21 protein-coding genes are annotated in these 19,923 nt (G+C 34.1%); 2 read left to right on the top strand and 19 right to left on the bottom strand.

Annotated elements, in window-relative coordinates; all coding sequences use genetic code 11:
• Positions 1–12 precede the first annotated feature (12 nt).
• The gene (fabD, locus tag BM053_RS08750; RefSeq protein ID WP_091476455.1) at positions 13–885 is read right to left on the bottom strand and encodes an ACP S-malonyltransferase; all 873 of its coding nucleotides are present in this window, start codon (positions 883–885) and stop codon (positions 13–15) included.
• 98 nt (positions 886–983) lie between these two features.
• Here fabD and BM053_RS08755 point away from each other — a divergent pair, with 98 nt between their 5' ends.
• Positions 984–2,612, top strand: coding sequence for a hypothetical protein (locus BM053_RS08755; protein ID WP_091476459.1), 1,629 nt, complete (start codon positions 984–986; stop codon positions 2,610–2,612).
• Positions 2,613–2,655: 43 nt separating this feature from the next.
• Here BM053_RS08755 and BM053_RS08760 read toward each other — a convergent pair whose 3' ends face one another.
• From BM053_RS08760 to BM053_RS08815, 12 genes are all read right to left on the bottom strand, one after another.
• A complete protein-coding gene (locus BM053_RS08760) occupies positions 2,656–3,072 on the bottom strand; it encodes an OsmC family protein (RefSeq protein WP_091476463.1) in 417 nt (138 codons plus the stop codon).
• A gap of 18 nt (positions 3,073–3,090) precedes the next feature.
• The gene (locus BM053_RS08765; RefSeq protein WP_091476465.1) at positions 3,091–3,612 is read right to left on the bottom strand and encodes an NADPH-dependent FMN reductase; all 522 of its coding nucleotides are present in this window, start codon (positions 3,610–3,612) and stop codon (positions 3,091–3,093) included.
• Positions 3,612–4,019 carry an AtaL-like protein gene (locus tag BM053_RS08770; protein ID WP_091476468.1) on the bottom strand — a complete coding sequence of 136 codons (408 nt, stop codon included), beginning with the start codon at positions 4,017–4,019 and terminating at the stop codon, positions 3,612–3,614. Before BM053_RS08770 ends, BM053_RS08765 begins: the two co-directional genes overlap by 1 nt.
• Positions 4,019–4,246: a (4Fe-4S)-binding protein gene (locus BM053_RS08775; RefSeq protein ID WP_091476473.1), complete on the bottom strand. Its 228-nt coding sequence runs from the start codon at positions 4,244–4,246 to the stop codon at positions 4,019–4,021. The genes BM053_RS08770 and BM053_RS08775 overlap by 1 nt, the downstream gene beginning before the upstream one ends.
• Before the next feature lie 2 nt (positions 4,247–4,248).
• Positions 4,249–4,656: an OsmC family protein gene (locus tag BM053_RS08780; RefSeq protein WP_091476477.1), complete on the bottom strand. Its 408-nt coding sequence runs from the start codon at positions 4,654–4,656 to the stop codon at positions 4,249–4,251.
• A 2-nt stretch (positions 4,657–4,658) separates the two neighbouring features.
• On the bottom strand, positions 4,659–4,943 hold the full coding sequence (locus BM053_RS08785) for a GNAT family N-acetyltransferase (protein WP_091476480.1): 285 nt from the start codon (positions 4,941–4,943) through the stop codon (positions 4,659–4,661).
• Positions 4,944–4,948: 5 nt separating this feature from the next.
• Positions 4,949–5,665, bottom strand: a complete 717-nt coding sequence (locus BM053_RS08790) for a pirin family protein (RefSeq protein WP_091476682.1) — start codon at positions 5,663–5,665, stop codon at positions 4,949–4,951.
• Between the two features lie 78 nt (positions 5,666–5,743).
• Positions 5,744–6,319: a Crp/Fnr family transcriptional regulator gene (locus tag BM053_RS08795; protein WP_091476484.1), complete on the bottom strand. Its 576-nt coding sequence runs from the start codon at positions 6,317–6,319 to the stop codon at positions 5,744–5,746.
• Positions 6,319–6,639 (bottom strand): DUF6370 family protein, encoded by a 321-nt coding sequence (locus tag BM053_RS08800; RefSeq protein ID WP_091476487.1) that lies wholly within the window; start codon positions 6,637–6,639, stop codon positions 6,319–6,321. The genes BM053_RS08795 and BM053_RS08800 overlap by 1 nt, the downstream gene beginning before the upstream one ends.
• 162 nt (positions 6,640–6,801) lie before the next feature.
• Complete coding sequence (purT, locus tag BM053_RS08805) at positions 6,802–7,965, bottom strand: formate-dependent phosphoribosylglycinamide formyltransferase (protein WP_091476490.1); 1,164 nt, start codon at positions 7,963–7,965, stop codon at positions 6,802–6,804.
• A 50-nt stretch (positions 7,966–8,015) separates the two neighbouring features.
• Positions 8,016–9,203 carry a pyridoxal phosphate-dependent aminotransferase gene (locus BM053_RS08810; protein ID WP_091476493.1) on the bottom strand — a complete coding sequence of 396 codons (1,188 nt, stop codon included), beginning with the start codon at positions 9,201–9,203 and terminating at the stop codon, positions 8,016–8,018.
• A gap of 67 nt (positions 9,204–9,270) precedes the next feature.
• Positions 9,271–10,368, bottom strand: coding sequence for a fatty acid desaturase family protein (locus BM053_RS08815; RefSeq protein ID WP_091476494.1), 1,098 nt, complete (start codon positions 10,366–10,368; stop codon positions 9,271–9,273).
• 105 nt (positions 10,369–10,473) lie between these two features.
• On the opposite strand from BM053_RS08815, the gene rsmG reads away from it, so the two are divergent.
• Positions 10,474–11,103, top strand: coding sequence for a 16S rRNA (guanine(527)-N(7))-methyltransferase RsmG (gene rsmG / locus BM053_RS08820; RefSeq protein ID WP_091476497.1), 630 nt, complete (start codon positions 10,474–10,476; stop codon positions 11,101–11,103).
• Between the two features lie 41 nt (positions 11,104–11,144).
• Here rsmG and BM053_RS08825 read toward each other — a convergent pair whose 3' ends face one another.
• From BM053_RS08825 to map, 6 genes are all read right to left on the bottom strand, one after another.
• Positions 11,145–14,216, bottom strand: coding sequence for a T9SS type A sorting domain-containing protein (locus tag BM053_RS08825; protein ID WP_091476500.1), 3,072 nt, complete (start codon positions 14,214–14,216; stop codon positions 11,145–11,147).
• Between the two features lie 131 nt (positions 14,217–14,347).
• Positions 14,348–15,973 carry an L-glutamate gamma-semialdehyde dehydrogenase gene (gene pruA, locus BM053_RS08830; protein WP_091476502.1) on the bottom strand — a complete coding sequence of 542 codons (1,626 nt, stop codon included), beginning with the start codon at positions 15,971–15,973 and terminating at the stop codon, positions 14,348–14,350.
• Positions 15,974–16,331: 358 nt separating this feature from the next.
• On the bottom strand, positions 16,332–16,718 hold the full coding sequence (gene apaG / locus BM053_RS08835; RefSeq protein WP_091476503.1) for a Co2+/Mg2+ efflux protein ApaG: 387 nt from the start codon (positions 16,716–16,718) through the stop codon (positions 16,332–16,334).
• A gap of 70 nt (positions 16,719–16,788) precedes the next feature.
• Positions 16,789–18,042, bottom strand: a complete 1,254-nt coding sequence (locus tag BM053_RS08840) for a type IX secretion system plug protein (protein WP_091476505.1) — start codon at positions 18,040–18,042, stop codon at positions 16,789–16,791.
• A 58-nt stretch (positions 18,043–18,100) separates the two neighbouring features.
• Complete coding sequence (locus tag BM053_RS08845) at positions 18,101–18,874, bottom strand: class I SAM-dependent methyltransferase (RefSeq protein ID WP_091476506.1); 774 nt, start codon at positions 18,872–18,874, stop codon at positions 18,101–18,103.
• Entirely contained in the window at positions 18,874–19,692 is an 819-nt protein-coding gene (gene map / locus BM053_RS08850) for a type I methionyl aminopeptidase (protein WP_091476508.1), read from the bottom strand. The genes BM053_RS08845 and map overlap by 1 nt, the downstream gene beginning before the upstream one ends.
• Between the last annotated feature and the right edge of the window lie 231 nt (positions 19,693–19,923).

Below are 19,923 nucleotides of genomic sequence, written 5' to 3' on the forward strand. Positions count from 1 at the left end.
TTAAAAATGAAACTAAGCACTTGCAGTTTCTACTTCTTTATCAATTTTTCCAACCAATCCAACTAATACTTTTCCTGGGCCAACTTCTGTAAATAAAGTCGCGCCATCTTGTATCATTTGTTGTACAGATTGTGTCCATTTTACAGGAGCAGTCAACTGTATAATCAAGTTTTTCTTAATCTCATTTGGATCAGAAATTGCACTTGCTGTTACATTTTGATATACAGGACAAATAGGAGTAGAGAAGGTTGTTGCTTCGATTGCTGCGGCTAATTCTTCACGAGCAGGTTCCATCATTGGTGAGTGAAAAGCACCGCCAACTGGTAAAATTAATGCGCGTTTTGCTCCAGCTTCTTTCATTTTTTCGCAAGCCAATTCTACGGCTTTATATTCGCCGGAAATAACCAATTGTCCTGGGCAGTTATAATTTGCAGCTACGACAATGCCGTCAATTGATGCACAAATGTCTTCTACAATTTTGTCGTCCAAATTTAAAACTGCTGCCATTGTAGAAGGTTTTATTTCACATGCTTTTTGCATAGCAATTGCTCTTTGTGAAACTAGTTTTAATCCGTCTTCAAATGACAAAGCTCCATTAGCAACCAATGCAGAAAATTCTCCTAAAGAATGTCCCGCTACCATTTCTGGTTTAAAATTATCTAATGTTTTTGCTAAAATTACTGAATGTAAAAAAACTGCTGGTTGTGTTACTTTCGTTTCTTTTAATTCTTCGGCAGTTCCTTCGAACATAATATCTGTGATTCTGAAGCCTAATATTTCATTTGCTTTTTCGAATAATGATTTTGCTAATTCTGAATTTTCATATAAATCTTTTCCCATTCCTGAAAATTGTGCGCCTTGCCCCGGAAAAATGTATGCTTTCATATTATTTTGTTTCAAGTTTTTCAAAAACAAAAGTACTTATTTTGTAACAATCTCATCAAATTAATGTCTAATATTTGCAAAATCTAATCTAAATTTAAATGAAAAAACTATTACCAATTCTACTTGTTATTCTTATAACAGTATTCTTTTTTTATGTTTCGTTACCTGTTTTAAGTTATGGTTTTTCGGGTATTACCGTTTTACTACTTATTATTGCCGCTTTATTATTTTTCTCTTTTTCTAAGTTTACGATTAGTTCTGATGGAAAAAGTTATAAACCAGTAGCCGTATTTTGGAAAATTCCAGCTTTATTAATTTGTGTGGCGATTTTATATGCATTCGTATTGCCTTTTTTTACTTCAAGCCCAATTTTTAGAAATCAAGATTACAGAAATTTAATTGGAAAAGTAAAAGATGGCGATAAATTAACGAATCATATTGCACCAATTTCAATGAATGAAATTAGAGTGGTTGATGAAGATTTAGCGTATTTATTAGGTGAAAAAATATTAGGTTCACAACCAGCATTGGGAAGTCAGGCACAATTGGGTGAATTTTTTATTCAGAAAGTAAACGGAAAATTATATTGGATTGCACCTTTAGTACATTCAGGTTTTTTCAAATGGTTAAACAATTCTGAAGGAACAACAGGTTACGTAATGGTTTCGGCAACTAATGAACGTGATGTAAAATTGGTTCAAGAAATGAATGGAAAACCAATTCGATTAAAATATCAAGACGAAGCGTATTTTCAAAGTGATACGCGCAGACATTTATACTTCAACGGATATAGCACAGTTGGTTTAGCTGATTTTATTTTCGAAATTGACGAAAAAGGAACACCTTTTTGGGTAGCGACTAAATATAAAAAAGAAGTTGGTTTTTCTGGAAATAACGCCACTGGAGTTGTGGTTTTAAACGCACAAACTGGTGATATTACAGAATATGATATTAAAAACACACCAACTTGGGTAGACAGAATTCAACCGATTTCATTTATCAAAGATCAATTAAATGATTGGGGTGAATATGTAAAAGGATATTGGAATTTTTCTAATGAAAACAAACTTCAAATCACAGAAGATTTGACTTTAGTTTACGGGAAAGACGACAAATCATATTGGTATACAGGAATTACTTCTGTTGGAAAAGACGAATCGGCAGTTGGATTTGTTTTAGTAGATACCCGAACAAAAGAAACAACTTTTTACAAACAAAGTGGTGCTACAGAATTTGCAGCACAAAGCTCGGCACAAGGTAAAGTGCAAGAAAAAGGTTTTGTGGCTTCGTTGCCAATTCCGTATAACATTAACAACATTCCAACTTACGTGATGACATTGAAAGATAATGGTGGATTGGTAAAAATGTATGCGATGGTTTCTATTGCAGATTACACGATTGTTGGAACTGGAAATACGATGCGTGAAGCCTTAACAGCTTATAAAACGGCTTTCAATTCTTCTGGAAATAAAATAAATCCAGAGAGTAAATCAGCTAAAAAAGTAGTTGAATCGGTTGTAGTTCGAATTCAAAATGATGTAAAAAACGGAAACAGTTTTTACTATTTCACGGTGAAAGATTACCCAAACATTTTTGTAGGTTCGTCACAAATATCTAACCAATTACCAATTACTGCTGTTGGTGATAATGTAAAAATTTCTTTCGATTTAGATAATGAAGAAATTAATGATGTTTCGACATTTGAGAATGTTAGCTTGAAAAAATAAAATAAAAAAGGGAAGTTTCTAAATCAGAACTTCCCTTTTGGTTTTATACTAAATTTGCTTGAAGCGTAATTTCTGTATTTAATAATTTTGAAATCGGACAAATTTCTTTTGCTTTTTGAGCAATGGCTTGAAATTCTCCATCTGAAATATTTGGCACTTTTGCATTCAATTCTAACTGAATTAAAGTAATTGTTCCGTCTTGAAAAGTAACTTTCGCAGTGGTATCCAAATTATCTGGTACAAATCCGGCATCTGTTAGTAAAAAACTTAATTGCATCGTAAAGCAACCTGAATGTGCTGCTCCGATTAATTCTTCTGGATTCGTTCCAACTCCTTCTTCAAAACGAGATTTGAAAGAATATTGTGTATTATTCAATGTTGTACTTTGCGTACTAACAAGCCCTTTTCCTTCCATTCCGGAACCTTTCCAATTTGCGTTTGCTGTTCTTGTAAATTTCATAATTTAATTTTTTAGTAGTTATATTGATTTTATAATTTCTAATAATTGATTTTTCAACTCTTCATTTGTAATTCCTTTTTCAGCATCAAAATTATCATTGAAACTCGGTAAAGAAAAACTTCCTTTTACAATTCCGCCTTGAAACGGAAATCTTTTTGTGGCAATATCTAAAACCGAACTTCCACCACGAGCTCCAGGAGAAGTTGCTAATAACAACATTTCTTTTTCCTGAAACGTTTTCGCATTAATTCTTGACGTCCAATCTAAAACATTTTTAAAAGCTGTTGAATAATTCCCGTTATGTTCTGCAAACGAAATGACGATTAAATCGGCGCTACCTAATTTCGCATAAAATTCCGTTGCCAAAGCATGAATTCCGTGTTCTTTTTGTTTATCCACAGAAAAAACTGGCATTTCATAATCGTTTAAATCTAAAACTTCCACAGAAGCATTTTCAAATTGATTAGCAGCATACGTTACCAATTGTTTATTTATGGATGTCTTACTTGACGAACCTGCAAAAGCGATGATTTTTCTCATTAGTTTTCTTCTATATAATTTTTAGTTTTTAATACAGCGTTTTTCACCATTTCTGTATTATCAAATTCAGATTGCGTGGTTTTATCTTTCCAATTTATGGTGAAAGTCATTTCCGTTTCAGTATCAGAAATCGCTTTAATATCATTATCTACATAACCTTCAAATTTTGGATGTTCTAACAATAGAAATCTTACTTTATATGGTACGAAAGTAATTTTTTCTACTAAAGTAGTCGCATTTCCTTCTACAGTTATCGTCATTTTTCGGTTTACAAAATCTTCGTTTTTATCTAAAATAATCACATCGCTTACACCTGGAACAAAGTTTTCTGGTTTTTCAATTTTAAGAATTAAATGTTCCCAAACTTTTTCCAAAGAAGCGTTTACAATTGTTGAATATTGCACCATTATTTATTGTTTAAATAAAATGATAAAGCGCCAGACGGACACTTTTTCACAGTTTCAATAATTTTCTCCGTAGTTGAATTATCTGGTGTAATCCATGGTTGCTCTTTTGGTTTAAAAACATCCGGATTATTTCTCACGCAATTTCCAGAATGTATGCATTTTCCAGATTGCCATACAATGGTTACTTCACCATTTGTATATTCCTTTTTTAAGTTTTTTGGGTCCATGATTATATAGTTGTGTTAATTAAAACTTGATTTTTTAGAATTTTCGAAACAGGACATTTTTCAGCAATGATTAACAGCCTGTTTTTGATATCTTCTTCAATTTCGTTTGAAAAAGTAATGGTTCTTGAAATTGTAGTAGTTAATTCAGGGTTATTTTCTTGAGATAAATTTAATGAAATGTTTATTTCTGGAATATCCCAACCTTTTCTATCAATATACATTCGCAAAGTCGACAACGTGCAACCAGCTAAAGATGCCAAAAGCGTTGAATATGGATCTGGACCAAGGTCTTTTCCTTCAATACTTTCTGGTTCATCCATTACGAAAGTTCCATTACGCCAAGAAATGGTACACAAATATTTCTGTGTACCAATTTTTCCTGTTATGTTATTTTCTAAAAGATTTTCCATACTTATAAAACGTCTCTAAATTCTGGAGTTTTATCAAAAATACTTTTCGCAAACGGACAAAGGGGAATAATTTTAATTCCTTTTTCTCTAGCAAATTCAACGGCTTTTGCTACCATTTTTTTACCTAAACCTTTTCCATTATTTCCCGGATTGACTTCCGTATGATCAATAATTATTTTATCATCACCAGCAAAAACGAACGTCATTAATGCTTCTTGTTTTCCGTCTACTTCAATATAAAAAGCACCGTTTTTATCATTGATTCTTAGTTGTACTTCTTCGTTCATCTTAATTAGTGTTCCATTGGAATTTCCATTAATAAAAACTTCGCATCTGTAGTTGCTTTAATATCTAAGGATTCAAAATCTGTAATTCCTAAACCATCGCGAGTTTCTAATTCTTGTCCGTCAACAGTAATTGTTCCTGAAATTACGAAAACATACATTCCGTTTCCTTCTTTTTTCAATTCGTACGTTTTAGAAAAATCTTTGTCGAAATCCGCTAAATGAAACCACGCGTCTTGATGAATCCAAACTCCAGCATCATCTGCATTTGGAGATAAAATTTGTGCAAAATTGTTTTTTTGCTCCGTTACATCTAACGTAATTTGTTGGTAACGCGGTTCTACATTTCTAGTTTTTGGAAACAACCAAATTTGGAATAATTTCGTATGTAAATCAGCATTTGGATTGAATTCACTGTGTTGAATTCCAGTTCCTGCGCTCATTACTTGTACATCGCCAGTTTTGATAACTTCTGTATTTCCCATACTGTCTTTGTGCGCCAAATCGCCTTCCAAAGGAATTGTGATAATTTCCATATTATCGTGCGGATGCGTTCCGAAACCCATTCCGGCTGCAACAGTGTCGTCGTTTAAAACACGTAAAGTTCCAAATTGTACTCTTTCTGGATTGTACCAACTTGCGAAACTGAAACTATGGTATGCGTTTAACCAACCATGATCTGCATGACCTCTTGTATTTGCTTTGTGTAAAACTGTATTTTTCATCATCTATAAATTTAGTAATTATTATGTTACAAATTTACATCGAAGAGAAAAGAAGAATACTTAACCTAGATTAAGAAATTATTTTTTTAATAAACGGGCTTTCATTTTACTGAAGAATTCTGGAGTGACGCCAATATAAGAGGCAACGTGTTTTTGAGAAACTTTTTGAATTAAAGTTGGGTATTTTTTACAGAATTTCTCGAAACGCTCTTCAGCAGTTAAACTCAAATTATCCATGAGTCGTTCTTGGTGAGAAACCAATGAATTTTCGGCAAGAATTCTGAAAAATCGTTCTAATTTTGGAATTTCCTGATATAGTTGTTGTTGATTTTCTTTGGTAATTTCGACTATTTCAGCGTCTTCTAGAACTTCGATAAAAAGATTTCCAGGTTTTTGAGAAATGTAACTATACATGTCGCCAATCCACCAACCTTCGCAGGCAAAATGCAATACATGTTCTATAATATTATCATTGATATTGAAACTTCTTAAAATGCCAGAATTTACAAAATAAGTGCTTTTAGAAATCTCACCAGAACTTAGTAAAATGGTTTTTGCTTTGTATTTTTTTGTTTCGATTTTTGATAAAAAAACATGTTCCTCTTGAGGTGTAAGAGAAACATGTTTGGAAATGTTTTTAAGAATTAACGCCATTACTGTTCCTTAGGAAGTAATTTAAAATAAGATACAACAAAACGATTGTTTTTTACTTGGCCAACAACTTCAGCGTCTCTAATTGCTTCACAAAAGCCGTCTTTTGCATGAGCATCTCCGTGTTGGTCTATTTTTACACCATCTACAAAATAAGATTTACCGTCGATGCGAACGGCTAAATCACAACCGCCAGATTTCATTCCGAACTTGCATTGACCGCAAGAAACTTCAACAAATTGAGTTTTTTGAGCGTTTTTTTTCTCTTGAGCATTCATTAGAAATGCTGTAAAAAGTAATAATAATGAGAATGTTTTTTTCATAATCTAAGTGTTTTCTTTTTTGTTAATTTTTTCAATTTTCTTAAAATTAATCTTTTTAGAACTCTCAACACATCTTTTTCCAGGGCCACAACTTAATCTATGCGGGCCACAAGAAGTCAATAATGACAATGTTAGGAGTGCTAAAAATACCTTTTTCATGATTTAGGGTTTTACTTTTACTAAAGTAGTTATTTTTTTAGCACGTTCTACAATTTCTTCAATTGGAGTTGTTAAAGTCTCATTTGTTAAAACTACGCCCATTCTTCTATACGGTCTTGAAGTTGGTTTGCCAAAAATTCTAAAATCGGTTTTGGGTAAACAAGCTACATTTTCTATGCCAGAATATGTTGGATTTTCACTGTTTTCAGAAGCCAAAATAACAGCGCTTGCTCCAGCTTTTTCTAAAGTAATTTCGAAAATTGGTAAACTCAAGATAGCTCGCAAATGCAATTCGAATTCGTTAAAATTTTGTGTACCAGCTAAGGTTACCATTCCAGTATCGTGTGGACGAGGAGACAATTCTGAGAAATAAACACCCTCGTCGGTCAAGAAAAATTCGACACCAAAAAGTCCTGCGCCACCAAGTGCTTCGGTAACTTTTCTCGCCATATCTTGTGCTTCGTGTAAATCTTTGTCAGAAATTCTTGCTGGTTGCCAACTTTCTTGGTAATCACCACGTTCTTGACGGTGACCAATTGGTGCGCAAAATAAAGTGGGATTATTATTCTGAGCAACCGTTAATAAAGTAATTTCGGAATTAAATTTTACAAAAGCTTCTACAATCACTTCTACGACATCACCACGAGAACCTTCAACAGCATAATTCCAAGCTTTGGCAATATCTTCTTGAGATTTTATAGTCGATTGTCCTTTTCCTGAAGATGACATAAGTGGCTTTACTACACAAGGCATTCCAACGGCTTCAACACCTTTTTGTAACTCTTCGGCAGAAGTTGCATAACGATAATTGGCAGTTTTTAAGCCTAATTCTTTGGAAGCTAAATCACGAATCGCTTTTCTGTTCATGGTAAAATTTGCCGCTTTCGCTGAAGGAACTACGGTAATTCCTTGTTTTTCGTAATCGTAAAAACGTTCGGTGCGAATGGCTTCGATTTCTGGAACGATGAAGTCGGGTTTGTGTTTGGCAACGATTCTATCTAATTCGGCGCCATCAAGCATATTGATGACTTCAAAACCGTGAGCGACTTGCATTGCAGGGGCATTTTCGTAATTATCGACAGCGATTATAGTTTGACCGATGCGTTGTGCTGCAATGGCAAATTCTTTTCCTAATTCGCCTGAACCAAGTAGTAATATTTTTGACATTTGTAATGTTTTTTTATAAAAAAAGCCTCAAGTTTTCTTGAGGCAATATATTAAGCTAAGACTTCTTTTATTCTTCGAATGGCTTCCGTAAGGATTTCTTCGCTGGTTGCGTACGAAATTCTGATGCAATTTGGGTTGCCAAAAGCGTCGCCAGTTACGGTCGCTACATTGGCTTCGCCTAATAAATACATCGAGAAATCGTCGGCATTGTTTATAGTTGTTCCTCTTAATGTTTTTCCGAAATAAGAAGAAACATCTGGGAATACATAAAAGGCACCTTCTGGCGTATTTAGTTTTAATCCGGGAATTTCTTTAATTAATCCTACAACTAGATCGCGACGACCTTTGAAGGCTGAAACCATTCCGTTTAAAACGCTTGGATCGGCATCGACCGCAGCAATGGTGGCTCTTTGTGCTATCGAATTGGCTCCGCTAGTTACTTGTCCTTGCATTTTTGTACATGCTTTTGCAATAAATTCTGGTGCACCAATGTATCCGATTCTCCAACCTGTCATAGCAAATGCTTTGGCAACTCCGTTTACAGTAATGGTTCTGTCGAACATTCCTGGGATTGAAGCTACACTACAAAATGTACCTGAAAAATTGATGTGTTCGTATATTTCGTCTGAAACGATAAAAATGTTTGGATATTTTTCTAAAACTTTAGCTAAAGCCGTTAATTCCTCACGGCTGTATACTGAACCACTTGGATTGCAAGGGGAACTGTACCAAATCATTTTGGTTTTCGGAGTAATGGCTGCTTCTAATTGTGCTGGTGTAATTTTGAAATCACTTTCGACAGATGTTGGAACTTCGACTGGAATTCCGCCAGACATTTTGATGATTTCGTAATAAGAAACCCAATATGGTGCTGGAAGTATTACTTCGTCACCTTCATTAATCATTACTTGTGCAATGTTGTATAATGATTGCTTTGCGCCTGTAGAAACAACAATGTTAGATGGTTTGTAATCTAAATTATTGTCTCTTTTGAATTTGCGACAAATGGCTTCTTTCAGTTCGGCATAACCTTCTACGGGTGTGTAGGTGCTGTAATTTTCATCGATGGCTTTTTTTGCAGCTTCTTTGATGAAATCGGGTGTGTTAAAATCGGGTTCACCCAAACTTAAGCTGATAATATCTTTTCCTTGATTTTTTAATTCTCTGGCTAATGCTGCCATTGCAAGCGTTTGCGATGTTGATAGTTTGTTAATTCTGTCTGAAAGAAAATTGTTCATTTGTTGTGTTTGTAGTTTAATTTAAGTTCAAATATATAAAAAAAGACGCACAATGGCGTCTTAAGTATTATGCAAATTGGGGTTTTTGTCCCAAATCTTTTAAATGACGAAAGTGAGCCAAAACAGCGCTTGTCATTGTTTTGTATTCGTGATATGGTAATTCACATTCTTGTGCAGTTTGTTTTACAATTTCTGCAATTTTGCCATAATGAACATGGCTAATGTGTGGAAAAATGTGGTGTTCTATCTGATGGTTCAAGCCGCCTGTGTACCAGTTTACAATCCAGTTTTTTGGAGCAAAATTTACGGTAGTAAATAATTGGTGTATCGCCCAGGTGTTTTCTATTTCACCTTCTTCGTTAGGATTTGGGTTTGTAGTATCATCTATAATATGTGCTAGTTGAAAAACGATACTTAATATGAGTCCAGCAGTATAATGCATTACGGTAAATCCTATTAAAACTTTCCACCAAGTAATTCCCAATACAAGCGGTGTTACAATCCAGAATCCAAAATAAACTATTTTAGAAATGACTAATCCTGTCCATAAATTAGTAGGGTTTGGTTCATCACCGTAAGATAATTTTCTTTTTAAGTACCCCCCCATTTGTTTAAAATCGGTAGTCAAACACCAGTTGAAGGTTAGTAATCCGTAAAGAAAAACAGAATAATAATGTTGAAAAGCATGAAATTTGTACCATGTTGCTTCTTTAGTAAAACGAATAACACGTCCTGCATCTAAATCTTCGTCGTGACCAGGAATATTAGTGTAAGTATGGTGCAAAACATTGTGCTGTACTTGCCAGTTGTAAACATTTCCTGCTAAAATATAAATGCTTCCACCCATGATTTTGTTTAGCCATGTTTTCGAAGAGTAAGAACCGTGATTTCCGTCATGCATCACATTCATTCCTACGCCAGCCATTCCGATTCCTATGACTATAGAGGATAAGAAATAAGCCCAAAAAGGCATATTAGTAAAATAAAGAATTGCAAAAAACGGTAAGAAAAACAAAGAAAACATAATTACAGTTTTTAGGTGTAGTTTCCAGTTTCCAGTTTTTTGAATATTATTGTCTTTAAAATAAGAGTTAACACGAGAATTTAAAGTTCTAAAGAACTTCATCGAATCGTTACGGGCAAATGTTGGGGCTGTTGTATTCATAATAGTAATGTATAATTTGCAAAGGTAATTATTAAAAAACTTTAATAGTTAAAATTGAGATAAATATTTCGATTGTAAAGTATTACTTTTGTTAAAAAAATAAGAATGAAAGAGATTTTGAAACATTTCCCTGATTTAACAGACACTCAAATTAGTCAATTTGAAAAACTAGAAGCCTTATATCAGGATTGGAATGCAAAAATTAACGTTATTTCTCGTAAAGATATCGACGAATTATATACTAAACACGTTTTGCATTCTTTGGCTATTGCCAAAATTCAAAAATTTGAGCCAGGAACTTACATTCTCGATGTTGGAACAGGTGGTGGTTTTCCAGGAATTCCGTTAGCGATTTTGTTTCCAGAAACCCGTTTTTATTTGATAGATGTTATTCTAAAAAAAATAAAAGTGGTTCAGGCTGTTGCCGAAGCGTTAGAACTTAAAAACGTAAAAGCAGAACAAATTCGTGCCGAAAACGTAAAAGGAGATTTCGATTTTATAGTAAGTCGTGCCGTAACAAATATGCCGGATTTTGTTTCTTGGATAAAAGACAAAATCAAAAAAACTAACAAACACGAACTAAAAAATGGAATTTTGTATTTAAAAGGTGGCGACTTGACGGAAGAACTACAAGATTTCCCTAAAGCCACGGAATATAATATCTCAGCATTTTTTGAAGATGAATTTTTCGAAACTAAGAAAGTAGTTCACGTACCGTTGAAGTATAAAGTATAAACAAAAAGCTCCGAAAATCTCGGAGCTTTTTTGTTTAAAATCTATTGTTTTATAATTTGTTTCACGGTTCTATTACTATCGTTTTCTAAGATTAAAAAATAAGAACCTTGCGATAAGTTTGAAATGTCTATTTGCAGATTATTCGGATTTAAAACAATTGGCTTTTTATCTAAAATTGTTCGTCCTCTTAAATCGACAATTCGAGCATTTGCATCAGACAAATTACTACTACTTGAAATTGTAATTATTCTGTTACTTGGGTTTGGATAAATTGACAATCCTTTAAATTCATTATTATTTATTCCCAAAATATTATCTACAATAACCTGATAAGGAACGCTAGTTATTGCCATTCTTGCACAATCGTTTGTAAAAGTAACTCTTGCATTCCAAATACCTTCATCATTACTATTGTCTTGAATATTAGTAATTATAGGATTTGTAGTTCCTCTTGAAGCATTTGTAGGATCAAACCATTCGATAGTTCCTGCATATAAACTTGTAGGTAAATTTAATTCTAGATTAGCGCCTTGGTTAACAGTTACACTTGTTCCAGAAATAAAACTCGCACTGTTTACACTTGATTGTGTTTGCCCGTTTAAGCTAGGATTACTAGGGTAAATTGTTATTGTAACAGGAACTGTTTTTGTAGGATTATTGTTTGCAGAAACCATAATTGTATAAGTTCCGGGAGCAATATTCGTTACATTCATAGTTACGGTTCCGCTTGTAGAAATGCTTGCGGGACTAAATGTAACTGTCGAACCCGCTGGTGCTCCAGTTGTAGAAAATGTTGTTGTAGACAAACATCCGTGTAAATTATTGTGATTGAACGTAAATGAAGCATTACTTCCATTACAAGCCACAATAGAACTTGCTGTACTTAATGCAAAATTGAAATCTGGTTTTACAATTTCGCACCAAATAAAATCAACATTACCTTGTGTGATTTTAACATGACCTTCGTTTGTAGGAGGCATGAACCAGTTTTTGAAAGGTGTCGTGTTTGATGTTGCGGTATTTATTCCGTCCCAAGGCGTGTCTTTTGTCCCTAAATTAATGTTAAAATAATAATTAGGTTGATTGGCAGTAATCACACCACCTACATTAAGAGCCATAGCACTAACTGTCGGGATAAAACTAAAATAATCAGATTTCATAGCGCCAAGAAAATTTGTAAGAACCGCATTTCCAGTCCCTAAGGAAGCGGCTAAACCGCCCATGTCAAATAAACCGCCAGGTGCTGAATCTACACCAGCTGTGCCTGCACTTTGTGTTGCTCTAGCAATAAAAGTGTCTTGGGTTACCCAAAAGAAAATTTGAGCTTGAATAGCTACATTTACTATTTCTTCATTTACACCAGCATTAGGCATAAATTCGCAAAAAGTTAATGCTCTTGTATTTATAAAACCAATTACATCTCCAGTATCTATGTTAGCAGGGCTTGCTGCCGTTCCTATTACATCGAATCCTGGAAGTATATCTGTTCCAGTTTTTGATTTAAATTTTGCATTTACACCACTTCCGTTAGTCATAGAAACATTTCTAGTCGTTTGTGGAAAGCCCATTGCATTCATTCTATTTTGAAAATTATTTCTATAATTTGGCGCACCAGCTGGAGTTAACGGTAATCCTGTCGTGGGTGCTCTTGGATCGTCTACTCCAACAATGCTTGTGGTGTGTGCATCAAAATGATCTACAAGCATTTGTCGTGCTGCAGGAGAGCGTAACATGCCATCTACTAATGGTTTTACTGCATCGGAATCTCCATAGCCATAAGCGAAATAATTAAATAAATGTTGCAAACCAATAGGCACATTAGCACCATAATGAGGAGAATCGAAGGATACCCAAAGTCTTGTTTGATGATTTAGAGTATTTTGTTCCATATAACGCAAAGCATATCTAGAAATTAATCCGCCCATACTTGGTCCTATAATGACATTTTGTTCCGTACCAGTTTTTTGGGAGTTAATTAATTCTATAACAGTTACGACTGATAATGCATTTCTTTCTATAAAATCGGCACCACCATCTATAATATTATTGGCGGCATTGGTGTAATTTGGAAAATTTACAATAACAACATCAAAGCCTTCTTCGGTTCTTACTTTATCCCCTAAGTTTCTGGTTACGCCACCAGCATCAGTATAAGTTAGTAAATTATATACGGCTGCCGTGTTTCTAGAATCTGATGGGTCGAAACCGTCAATTACAAAAATTGGTTTGTCAAGAATTCCGTCGGTACTTAAAAAAACTTCATATTCGCATTTCCCTGGTGATAAATCGGTAACGCCATAAATTGCTAAGTCGGGATTTCTTGTTGCCGTGATTAATGATGGCGCTCGTCTAAATAATCTTAAAGTATCTTCATTCGAATAAGTAACGGTTAATGAAGATTTTCTAATTTTCAAATCTCCATTTTCAAATAAAATATTAAAAACTATTTGTTTTTGACCTTCATTTGGGTAAACGACTGAAATATTTTTGTCGAAAGATACATTAATCAGTCCTTTTCCATCTCCGAAATCTGCTTTTACTGAAGCAATTTTGTTTGAAGTGGTGTTTACAAACATTTTACTATCTAACAAAAAAGTAGTTTCAACTCCTTTTTTTCGTAACGTAAGTGGTGCAATTATCGTATTTGAGTATTCGTCAAAAATATAATTATTAGAATTGCGAGTTACTACATTATTAGTAATTTTTATTAATCCTTCGTCGTAAGCTTTTTTGCTTATAATTTCGAAGTCTGTATGAATTAAACCTATTTTAACAGCTTGAGAAGTTGTTTCTAATCTCATTTCAGATTTAATTAAATCCCCATTTAAAAATCTTTTTTGAGTATCCGACAATCCTAATTCTTTGTAAGATTGATGAAAACCATACATTCCGTATGTTTCGTTTTTTTGTGCTAATACAGAAAATGGTTTTACATCTGTGAGAAGCAAAGATGTTTTCATTCCGCTTCGATCTAATTTTGAAAAATCTACTTTTTTCTTTTCTTGAGCTTGTGAAATTCCTGCAGAAAGCAGGAAAAGTAATAAGTATTTTAATTTCATAATGTCAACTGGTTTTTTGGTTTTTGGTTGTTTTTTAGTTAAAATATTATGCATGCATAATAAATTTCTTACACAATATATAAATTATTTAATAATTAACAAGTTTTTATATACATATTTAATTTGTGTAAAATAAAAAAGCCACGCAAATTGCGTGGCTCGGGGTTTAATTTTTTTGTATGAAATTATCCCAAAAATGGATAGCTATAATGTTCTGGAGTAACAAAAGTTTCTTTGATAGTTCTAGGCGAAACCCAACGTAATAAGTTTTGTGCGGAACCTGCTTTGTCATTTGTTCCTGAAGCACGAGCGCCACCAAATGGTTGCATTCCTACCACAGCTCCTGTTGGTTTGTCATTGATATAGAAATTACCAGCAGCGTTTTGTAAAGCTACCGTAGCTTCTTCGATTGCATAACGATCTTGACTTAAAATCGCACCAGTCAAAGCATATTCTGAAGTTGAATCAACTAATTTTAATGTTTCTGACCAGTTTTTATCCTCATATACATAAATAGTCATTACTGGACCAAAAAGTTCGGTTTCCATAGTGGCATATTTAGGATTTGTAGTTACGATTACTGTTGGTTCTACAAAATAACCTTTCGATTTGTCGTAATTTCCACCAACAATAATTTCAGCATCAGTATCTTTTTTAGCTTGGTCTATAAAACTTGCCAATTTATCAAATGAACCTTCGTGAATTACTGCTGTGATAAAGTTACCAAAATCTTCTGGAGAACCCATTTTCATTGATTTTACATCGGTAATTAATTGTTCTTTCACTGCTGACCACATACTTTGTGGGATATAAGCTCTTGAAGCTGCTGAACATTTTTGACCTTGGAATTCAAAAGCACCACGAGTAATCGCAGTTGTAACTTGTTTTACGTTTGCCGATGGATGTGCGATAATGAAATCTTTTCCACCAGTTTCACCAACAATTCTTGGATACGTTTTATAATTGTGAATGTTAGTTCCAATTTTTTTCCAAATTTCTTTGAAAATAAATGTCGAACCTGTATAGTGAATTCCAGCAAAATCTGGAGAAGCTAAAACGGTATCAGTAATCATAACTGGATCACCAAAAACAACATTAATTACACCATCTGGAACTCCAGCTTCTTTGAAGACATCGATAATGATTTTTGCAGAAAATACTTGGCTATCACTTGGTTTCCAAACGACAACATTACCCATTAATGCTGCACTTGCAGGAAGATTTGCTGCAATTGCCGTAAAGTTGAATGGTGTTACAGCGTAAACAAAACCTTCTAAAGGTCTGTATTCGACTCTGTTCCACATATCTGAATTTGAGGCTGGTTGGTCTTGGTAAATTTGTGTCATAAACTCTACGTTGAAACGTAAAAAGTCGATTAATTCGCAAGAGGCATCAATTTCTGCTTGGTGAATCGTTTTAGATTGCGCAATCATTGTTGCTGCATTTATTCTTGCTCTGTATGGTCCAGCGATTAATTCAGCTGCTTTTAGAAAAATCGCTGCGCGTTGTTCCCACGCCATGCTTGCCCATTTTGTTCTGCTTTCTAAAGCGTTGGCGATGGCTTTTTCGATATGAGATTTTTCAGCTAAATGGTACGTTCCAACAATGTGTTGGTGGTCGTGTGGCGCTGACATGTTTTTTGTGTTTCCTGTACGAATTTCTTCTGAACCGATGTATAATGGCACATCGATGGTTTCGTTCCACATTTTTTTGTAGGCTGCCTGAACTGCTGATTTTTCGGGTGAGTTAGGTGCGTATGATTTTACGGGTTCGTTTACCGCTTTTGGTATATTGAAAAATCCTTTTAACATGAGGTATAATTTTAAGTTTGAATGATTAAAAATCTACACAAAAGTACAAAGGAAAATTTGATAATAGAAATTTTTAAATCATATATAACGCCATTCTTGTTTTGATTTTACTGGAATGAATAATTTATATTATTGTCTTCCTGAGCGGAGTCGAAGGACAGAATGGTTTCGACTTCGCTCAACCTGACAAAAAAATATGATTGTAGTTTCGATTTTTAGCCCAGATGGGAATGGAAAGCTTTTTGAGGTCTTGTTGCATTTTTTCTTGTGAAAAAAGAGCGACGATAGGAGCTCCTTTTTTTGCTTAGAAAAAAGCAAACAAGACAAGAAAACTTGCAATGGACAGCTGGAATGGCTTCTAGTTTAATGCAAACGGTGCATTTAGTCTGAAGGCAGGAACGATTACTTTGAATGATTTTGTGGTGGTGAAATTGATCATTTCGAAATGCCCTTTCATCGTGCCAAATGGTGCGCAAAGCAAACAGCCTGAGCTATAGGTGTGTGTTTCTCCTGGTTTCAGGACTGGTTTTTTACCTATTACGCCTTCGCCATCTACAATTTCGAGATAATTTAGGGCGTCGTATATTTCCCAGTGTCTGGTTGTGAGTTGTACAGAGTCTTTGCTGTGATTTTCGATAGTAATATGGTAACTGAAAGCAAAGTGCATTTTGTTATTTTTGAAGTAAGTGCCTTCAAAAGTTGTTAAGACCGAAATCTTGATACCTCTTGTAATTTGAATTACCATAACTGTTTGTCTACTTGCACAAAGTTATAAATTTTATAAAAGCAAATGTGTTATTGTAGTGTTATTTTTTTTAGTTGGTAATATTTACAGAATTTGCATCGCCTTTACCAATAACTCTGTCATACAATTCTCCGTTTTGACGATAATAAACAATGGCTGTGTATTGGTTTTCGGTTTCGTAAAAATTGCCATCGATGGCATCTTTGTCTGAAATGTTATTTTGTGAATCTAAAATGGTGTAATTGTAATTTGTGAATCCTTGTTTTATTAGAATTGCTTTTTCGAAAATCCCTTTGTCTGCATTATAATCCATTTTATTTTCGGGCGAAAGTATGTTGTTGTTAAACATTCCTGTTACATAAATATTACTATTTGCTGGAGAATCTATTGCAAAAAGCGTAAAATAAACCCATGAATAATCGGCTTCGACTTCATTGTTTTGAGCAGTTAGATTTCGAACTCTGAAATTTCCGTTTACATCAGGATAAAAAGTGTATGATTTGTATTTTCGAGCAGTATCGGTATATAGATGCGAATTGTACAAACCACTGTTAGAATCGACTCTAGCAATTGTATTTGTTGCTACTCGAATTTCTTTGTTGTCAAAATATAAATATTCGTTTCCTGCAAAAAACTGCGTTTCTTTATCGTATTTGAAAATTAAATCGTTGCCAATAGTATATTGTGGTTTTACATTTACAATGGCGTTGTCCCATTTCCCGTTTTGTAGCAAAATAACTTTTACGTTTTGAACTGGATTTTGAAACAGAATTTGATTCGATTTGATACTGAAATCAAGATTGTGTTTGTACTTATTATCGGCCACATTTCGTGCTCTTTTTACTTGCATTTCTACATCGACAATGTCTTCGTAAACAATGAATTTTTTAGTAAACACAAGTTCTCGATTACTGTTAAATATGGAAACCAGATAATTCCCGCTTTTTGTTATTTGACTATAATTATTTGGAAAATTTAGTCGGTAATGAGAATAAATTTGTAGTGTATTGAACGAGTTTTCGTAGTCTTGAATTCTCTGATTATCGGTTCCGTTTAGGTATTGATTTTTAGATAATACGGTTGGTGTCCAATTGTAATTGTATTGCTCGATGGTGTAATAATAATCTTCTTCGGTGCCAAATAAATCATCAAAACTCAGTTGAAATTGTTCGCCTAATCTAAAAACTGGAATTACATTATTGGTGCTTTGTGTGAAAGTAACCGTTTTTATATTAAATGGCGGAAAGGTTTCGGAAATTGTTTGACCAATAACTGAATTCACAAAAAAGATTGTTATAAAAAAGAAAAATACTCTTTTTGCCATGATTTTAATTTCAACGAAAGTAAATATATGATTTTAGAACGAATATTGTGCCAGTTTATTATTTTTTGAAACAAACAGGAATAATTTCGCCTTTTGCCAAACAATATTTTTCGACTAATTCGAGAGATATTTTGTTTGTGTAATCTTCTTCAATTACTGTAAAACCAATGCTTCTTAGTTTATCGAAATAATCTCGACCGTAAATGCGAACATGATCATATTGTCCAAATATTTTAGCACGTTCTTTTTGGTCAACAATAGTATCGTCCGAAAAAGTAGTTGCTCGAGATAAATCTTGTGGAATCTGCAAAATTGCCATTCCGTTAGGTTTTAATACTCGAAATAATTCTTGCATGGCTTTTGTGTCGTCAGGAATATGTTCTAAAACATGATTACACAAAATGATATCATATTGATTGTCTTGGAAAGGTAAATTACAAATATCTGCTTTTACATCGGCCAAAGGCGAAAACAAATCGGTTGTAGTATATTCTAGATTTTTCTGATTCCGGAATAATTTGTAAAACGCTTGTTCTGGCGCAAAATGCAGTACTTTTTTCTTTTCTTTTGATGTAAAAAAATCAGTTTCATTTAGAAGATACAACCACAATAATCGATGTCTTTCTAACGAAAGTGTGCTTGGAGATAATACATTGTTTCGTTGTGTTCCGTAGCCATAAGGCAAAAACATGCGGAAACTTTTTCCGTCGATTGGGTCGGTAAATTTGCTTCCTTTTAATAGTAATGCTAAAATAGGACGTGCTAAATAACTCAATCTGATTAAGATTGGACGTGGGATTGTATTGAGGATTAGTTTAAAGAGTTTTTTCATTATATGACAAACGGCACTTTTCTAAATTCATCTTCTTCATTACTCACAATTCCTAAAGCTTTGTAAACATAGGCAAATGTTGAAAGTAATTCTGGTTTACCGTCGATAATTGCGACATCGTGTTCGAAGTGTGCAGATGGTTTTCCGTCGGCAGTAGTAATTGTCCAACCGTCTTTGTGCTGTTTGATGTTTTTGGTTCCCATATTTATCATTGGCTCGATAGCAACTACCATACCTTCGATAAATAATTTTCCGCGACCACGTTTTCCGTAGTTTGGCATTTCGGGATCTTCGTGCATTTTTTGACCCAAACCGTGACCTACTAATTCGCGAACAACTCCATAACCATGAGATTCGGTATATTTTTGAATGGCATTCCCGACATCTTCAACTCTGTTTCCAATTTTGAATTCTCGGATTCCCATGTACAATGATTCCTTAGTAACTTGTAATAATTTTTTGGTTTCTGGCGCTACTTCTCCAATTTCGAAAGAATAGGCGTGATCGCCATGATAACCATTTTTGAAAGCACCACAATCGACCGAAATGACATCGCCACTTTGTAAAGGAGTGTTATTTGGTATTCCGTGAACAACCTGCGAGTTTGGGCTCATACAAAGTGAGTTCGGAAAATCATATAATCCCAAGAAACTTGGAACTGCTCCGTGATCTCTAATGAATTCTTCGGCGAGTTTGTCTAGGTACAAAGTGGTAACTCCTTCCTTTATTTCGGAAGCAATCATTCCTAATGTTTTGGATACGATTAAGGCGCTTTCACGCATTAATTCTATTTCTTCACGGGTTTTTGCGATTATCATATGGGCATTTTTCAGGTTGCAAAAGTAAGAATTTTTATTTGATTGATAGGAGAAATTTGGATTTTAGAACAATGTGCTTTCTAGCCCAGATTGCAACGGAAATCCTTTTGCTTTTTTCTTTAGAAAGCAAAAGATTGAAGAGGAAAGCTGGAAATAGCTCCTCACTTCGACAAGCTCAGTGTAAGAAAAAAACCCAACAAAATTGCTTCTGTTGGGTTTTAGATTTATAGT

It is taken from the genome of Flavobacterium swingsii (genome assembly GCF_900111965.1).
GTDB lineage: Bacteria > Bacteroidota > Bacteroidia > Flavobacteriales > Flavobacteriaceae > Flavobacterium > Flavobacterium swingsii.

Coding starts and splice junctions, on each gene's coding strand:
- BM053_RS08765 (WP_091476465.1), bottom strand. CDS start 3,612: ATGAGAAAAATCATCGCTTTTGCAGGTTCGTCAAGTAAGACATCCATA.
- purT (WP_091476490.1), bottom strand. CDS start 7,965: ATGTCAAAAATATTACTACTTGGTTCAGGCGAATTAGGAAAAGAATTT.
- BM053_RS08845 (WP_091476506.1), bottom strand. CDS start 18,874: ATGAAAAAACTCTTTAAACTAATCCTCAATACAATCCCACGTCCAATC.
- BM053_RS08770 (WP_091476468.1), bottom strand. CDS start 4,019: ATGGTGCAATATTCAACAATTGTAAACGCTTCTTTGGAAAAAGTTTGG.
- BM053_RS08760 (WP_091476463.1), bottom strand. CDS start 3,072: ATGAAATTTACAAGAACAGCAAACGCAAATTGGAAAGGTTCCGGAATG.
- BM053_RS08785 (WP_091476480.1), bottom strand. CDS start 4,943: ATGAACGAAGAAGTACAACTAAGAATCAATGATAAAAACGGTGCTTTT.
- apaG (WP_091476503.1), bottom strand. CDS start 16,718: ATGGTAATTCAAATTACAAGAGGTATCAAGATTTCGGTCTTAACAACT.
- BM053_RS08775 (WP_091476473.1), bottom strand. CDS start 4,246: ATGGACCCAAAAAACTTAAAAAAGGAATATACAAATGGTGAAGTAACC.
- BM053_RS08840 (WP_091476505.1), bottom strand. CDS start 18,042: ATGGCAAAAAGAGTATTTTTCTTTTTTATAACAATCTTTTTTGTGAAT.
- map (WP_091476508.1), bottom strand. CDS start 19,692: ATGATAATCGCAAAAACCCGTGAAGAAATAGAATTAATGCGTGAAAGC.
- pruA (WP_091476502.1), bottom strand. CDS start 15,973: ATGTTAAAAGGATTTTTCAATATACCAAAAGCGGTAAACGAACCCGTA.
- BM053_RS08815 (WP_091476494.1), bottom strand. CDS start 10,368: ATGAATACAACAGCCCCAACATTTGCCCGTAACGATTCGATGAAGTTC.
- BM053_RS08790 (WP_091476682.1), bottom strand. CDS start 5,665: ATGAAAAATACAGTTTTACACAAAGCAAATACAAGAGGTCATGCAGAT.
- BM053_RS08800 (WP_091476487.1), bottom strand. CDS start 6,639: ATGAAAAAAACATTCTCATTATTATTACTTTTTACAGCATTTCTAATG.
- BM053_RS08825 (WP_091476500.1), bottom strand. CDS start 14,216: ATGCATAATATTTTAACTAAAAAACAACCAAAAACCAAAAAACCAGTT.
- BM053_RS08795 (WP_091476484.1), bottom strand. CDS start 6,319: ATGGCGTTAATTCTTAAAAACATTTCCAAACATGTTTCTCTTACACCT.
- fabD (WP_091476455.1), bottom strand. CDS start 885: ATGAAAGCATACATTTTTCCGGGGCAAGGCGCACAATTTTCAGGAATG.
- rsmG (WP_091476497.1), top strand. CDS start 10,474: ATGAAAGAGATTTTGAAACATTTCCCTGATTTAACAGACACTCAAATT.
- BM053_RS08780 (WP_091476477.1), bottom strand. CDS start 4,656: ATGGAAAATCTTTTAGAAAATAACATAACAGGAAAAATTGGTACACAG.
- BM053_RS08810 (WP_091476493.1), bottom strand. CDS start 9,203: ATGAACAATTTTCTTTCAGACAGAATTAACAAACTATCAACATCGCAA.
- BM053_RS08755 (WP_091476459.1), top strand. CDS start 984: ATGAAAAAACTATTACCAATTCTACTTGTTATTCTTATAACAGTATTC.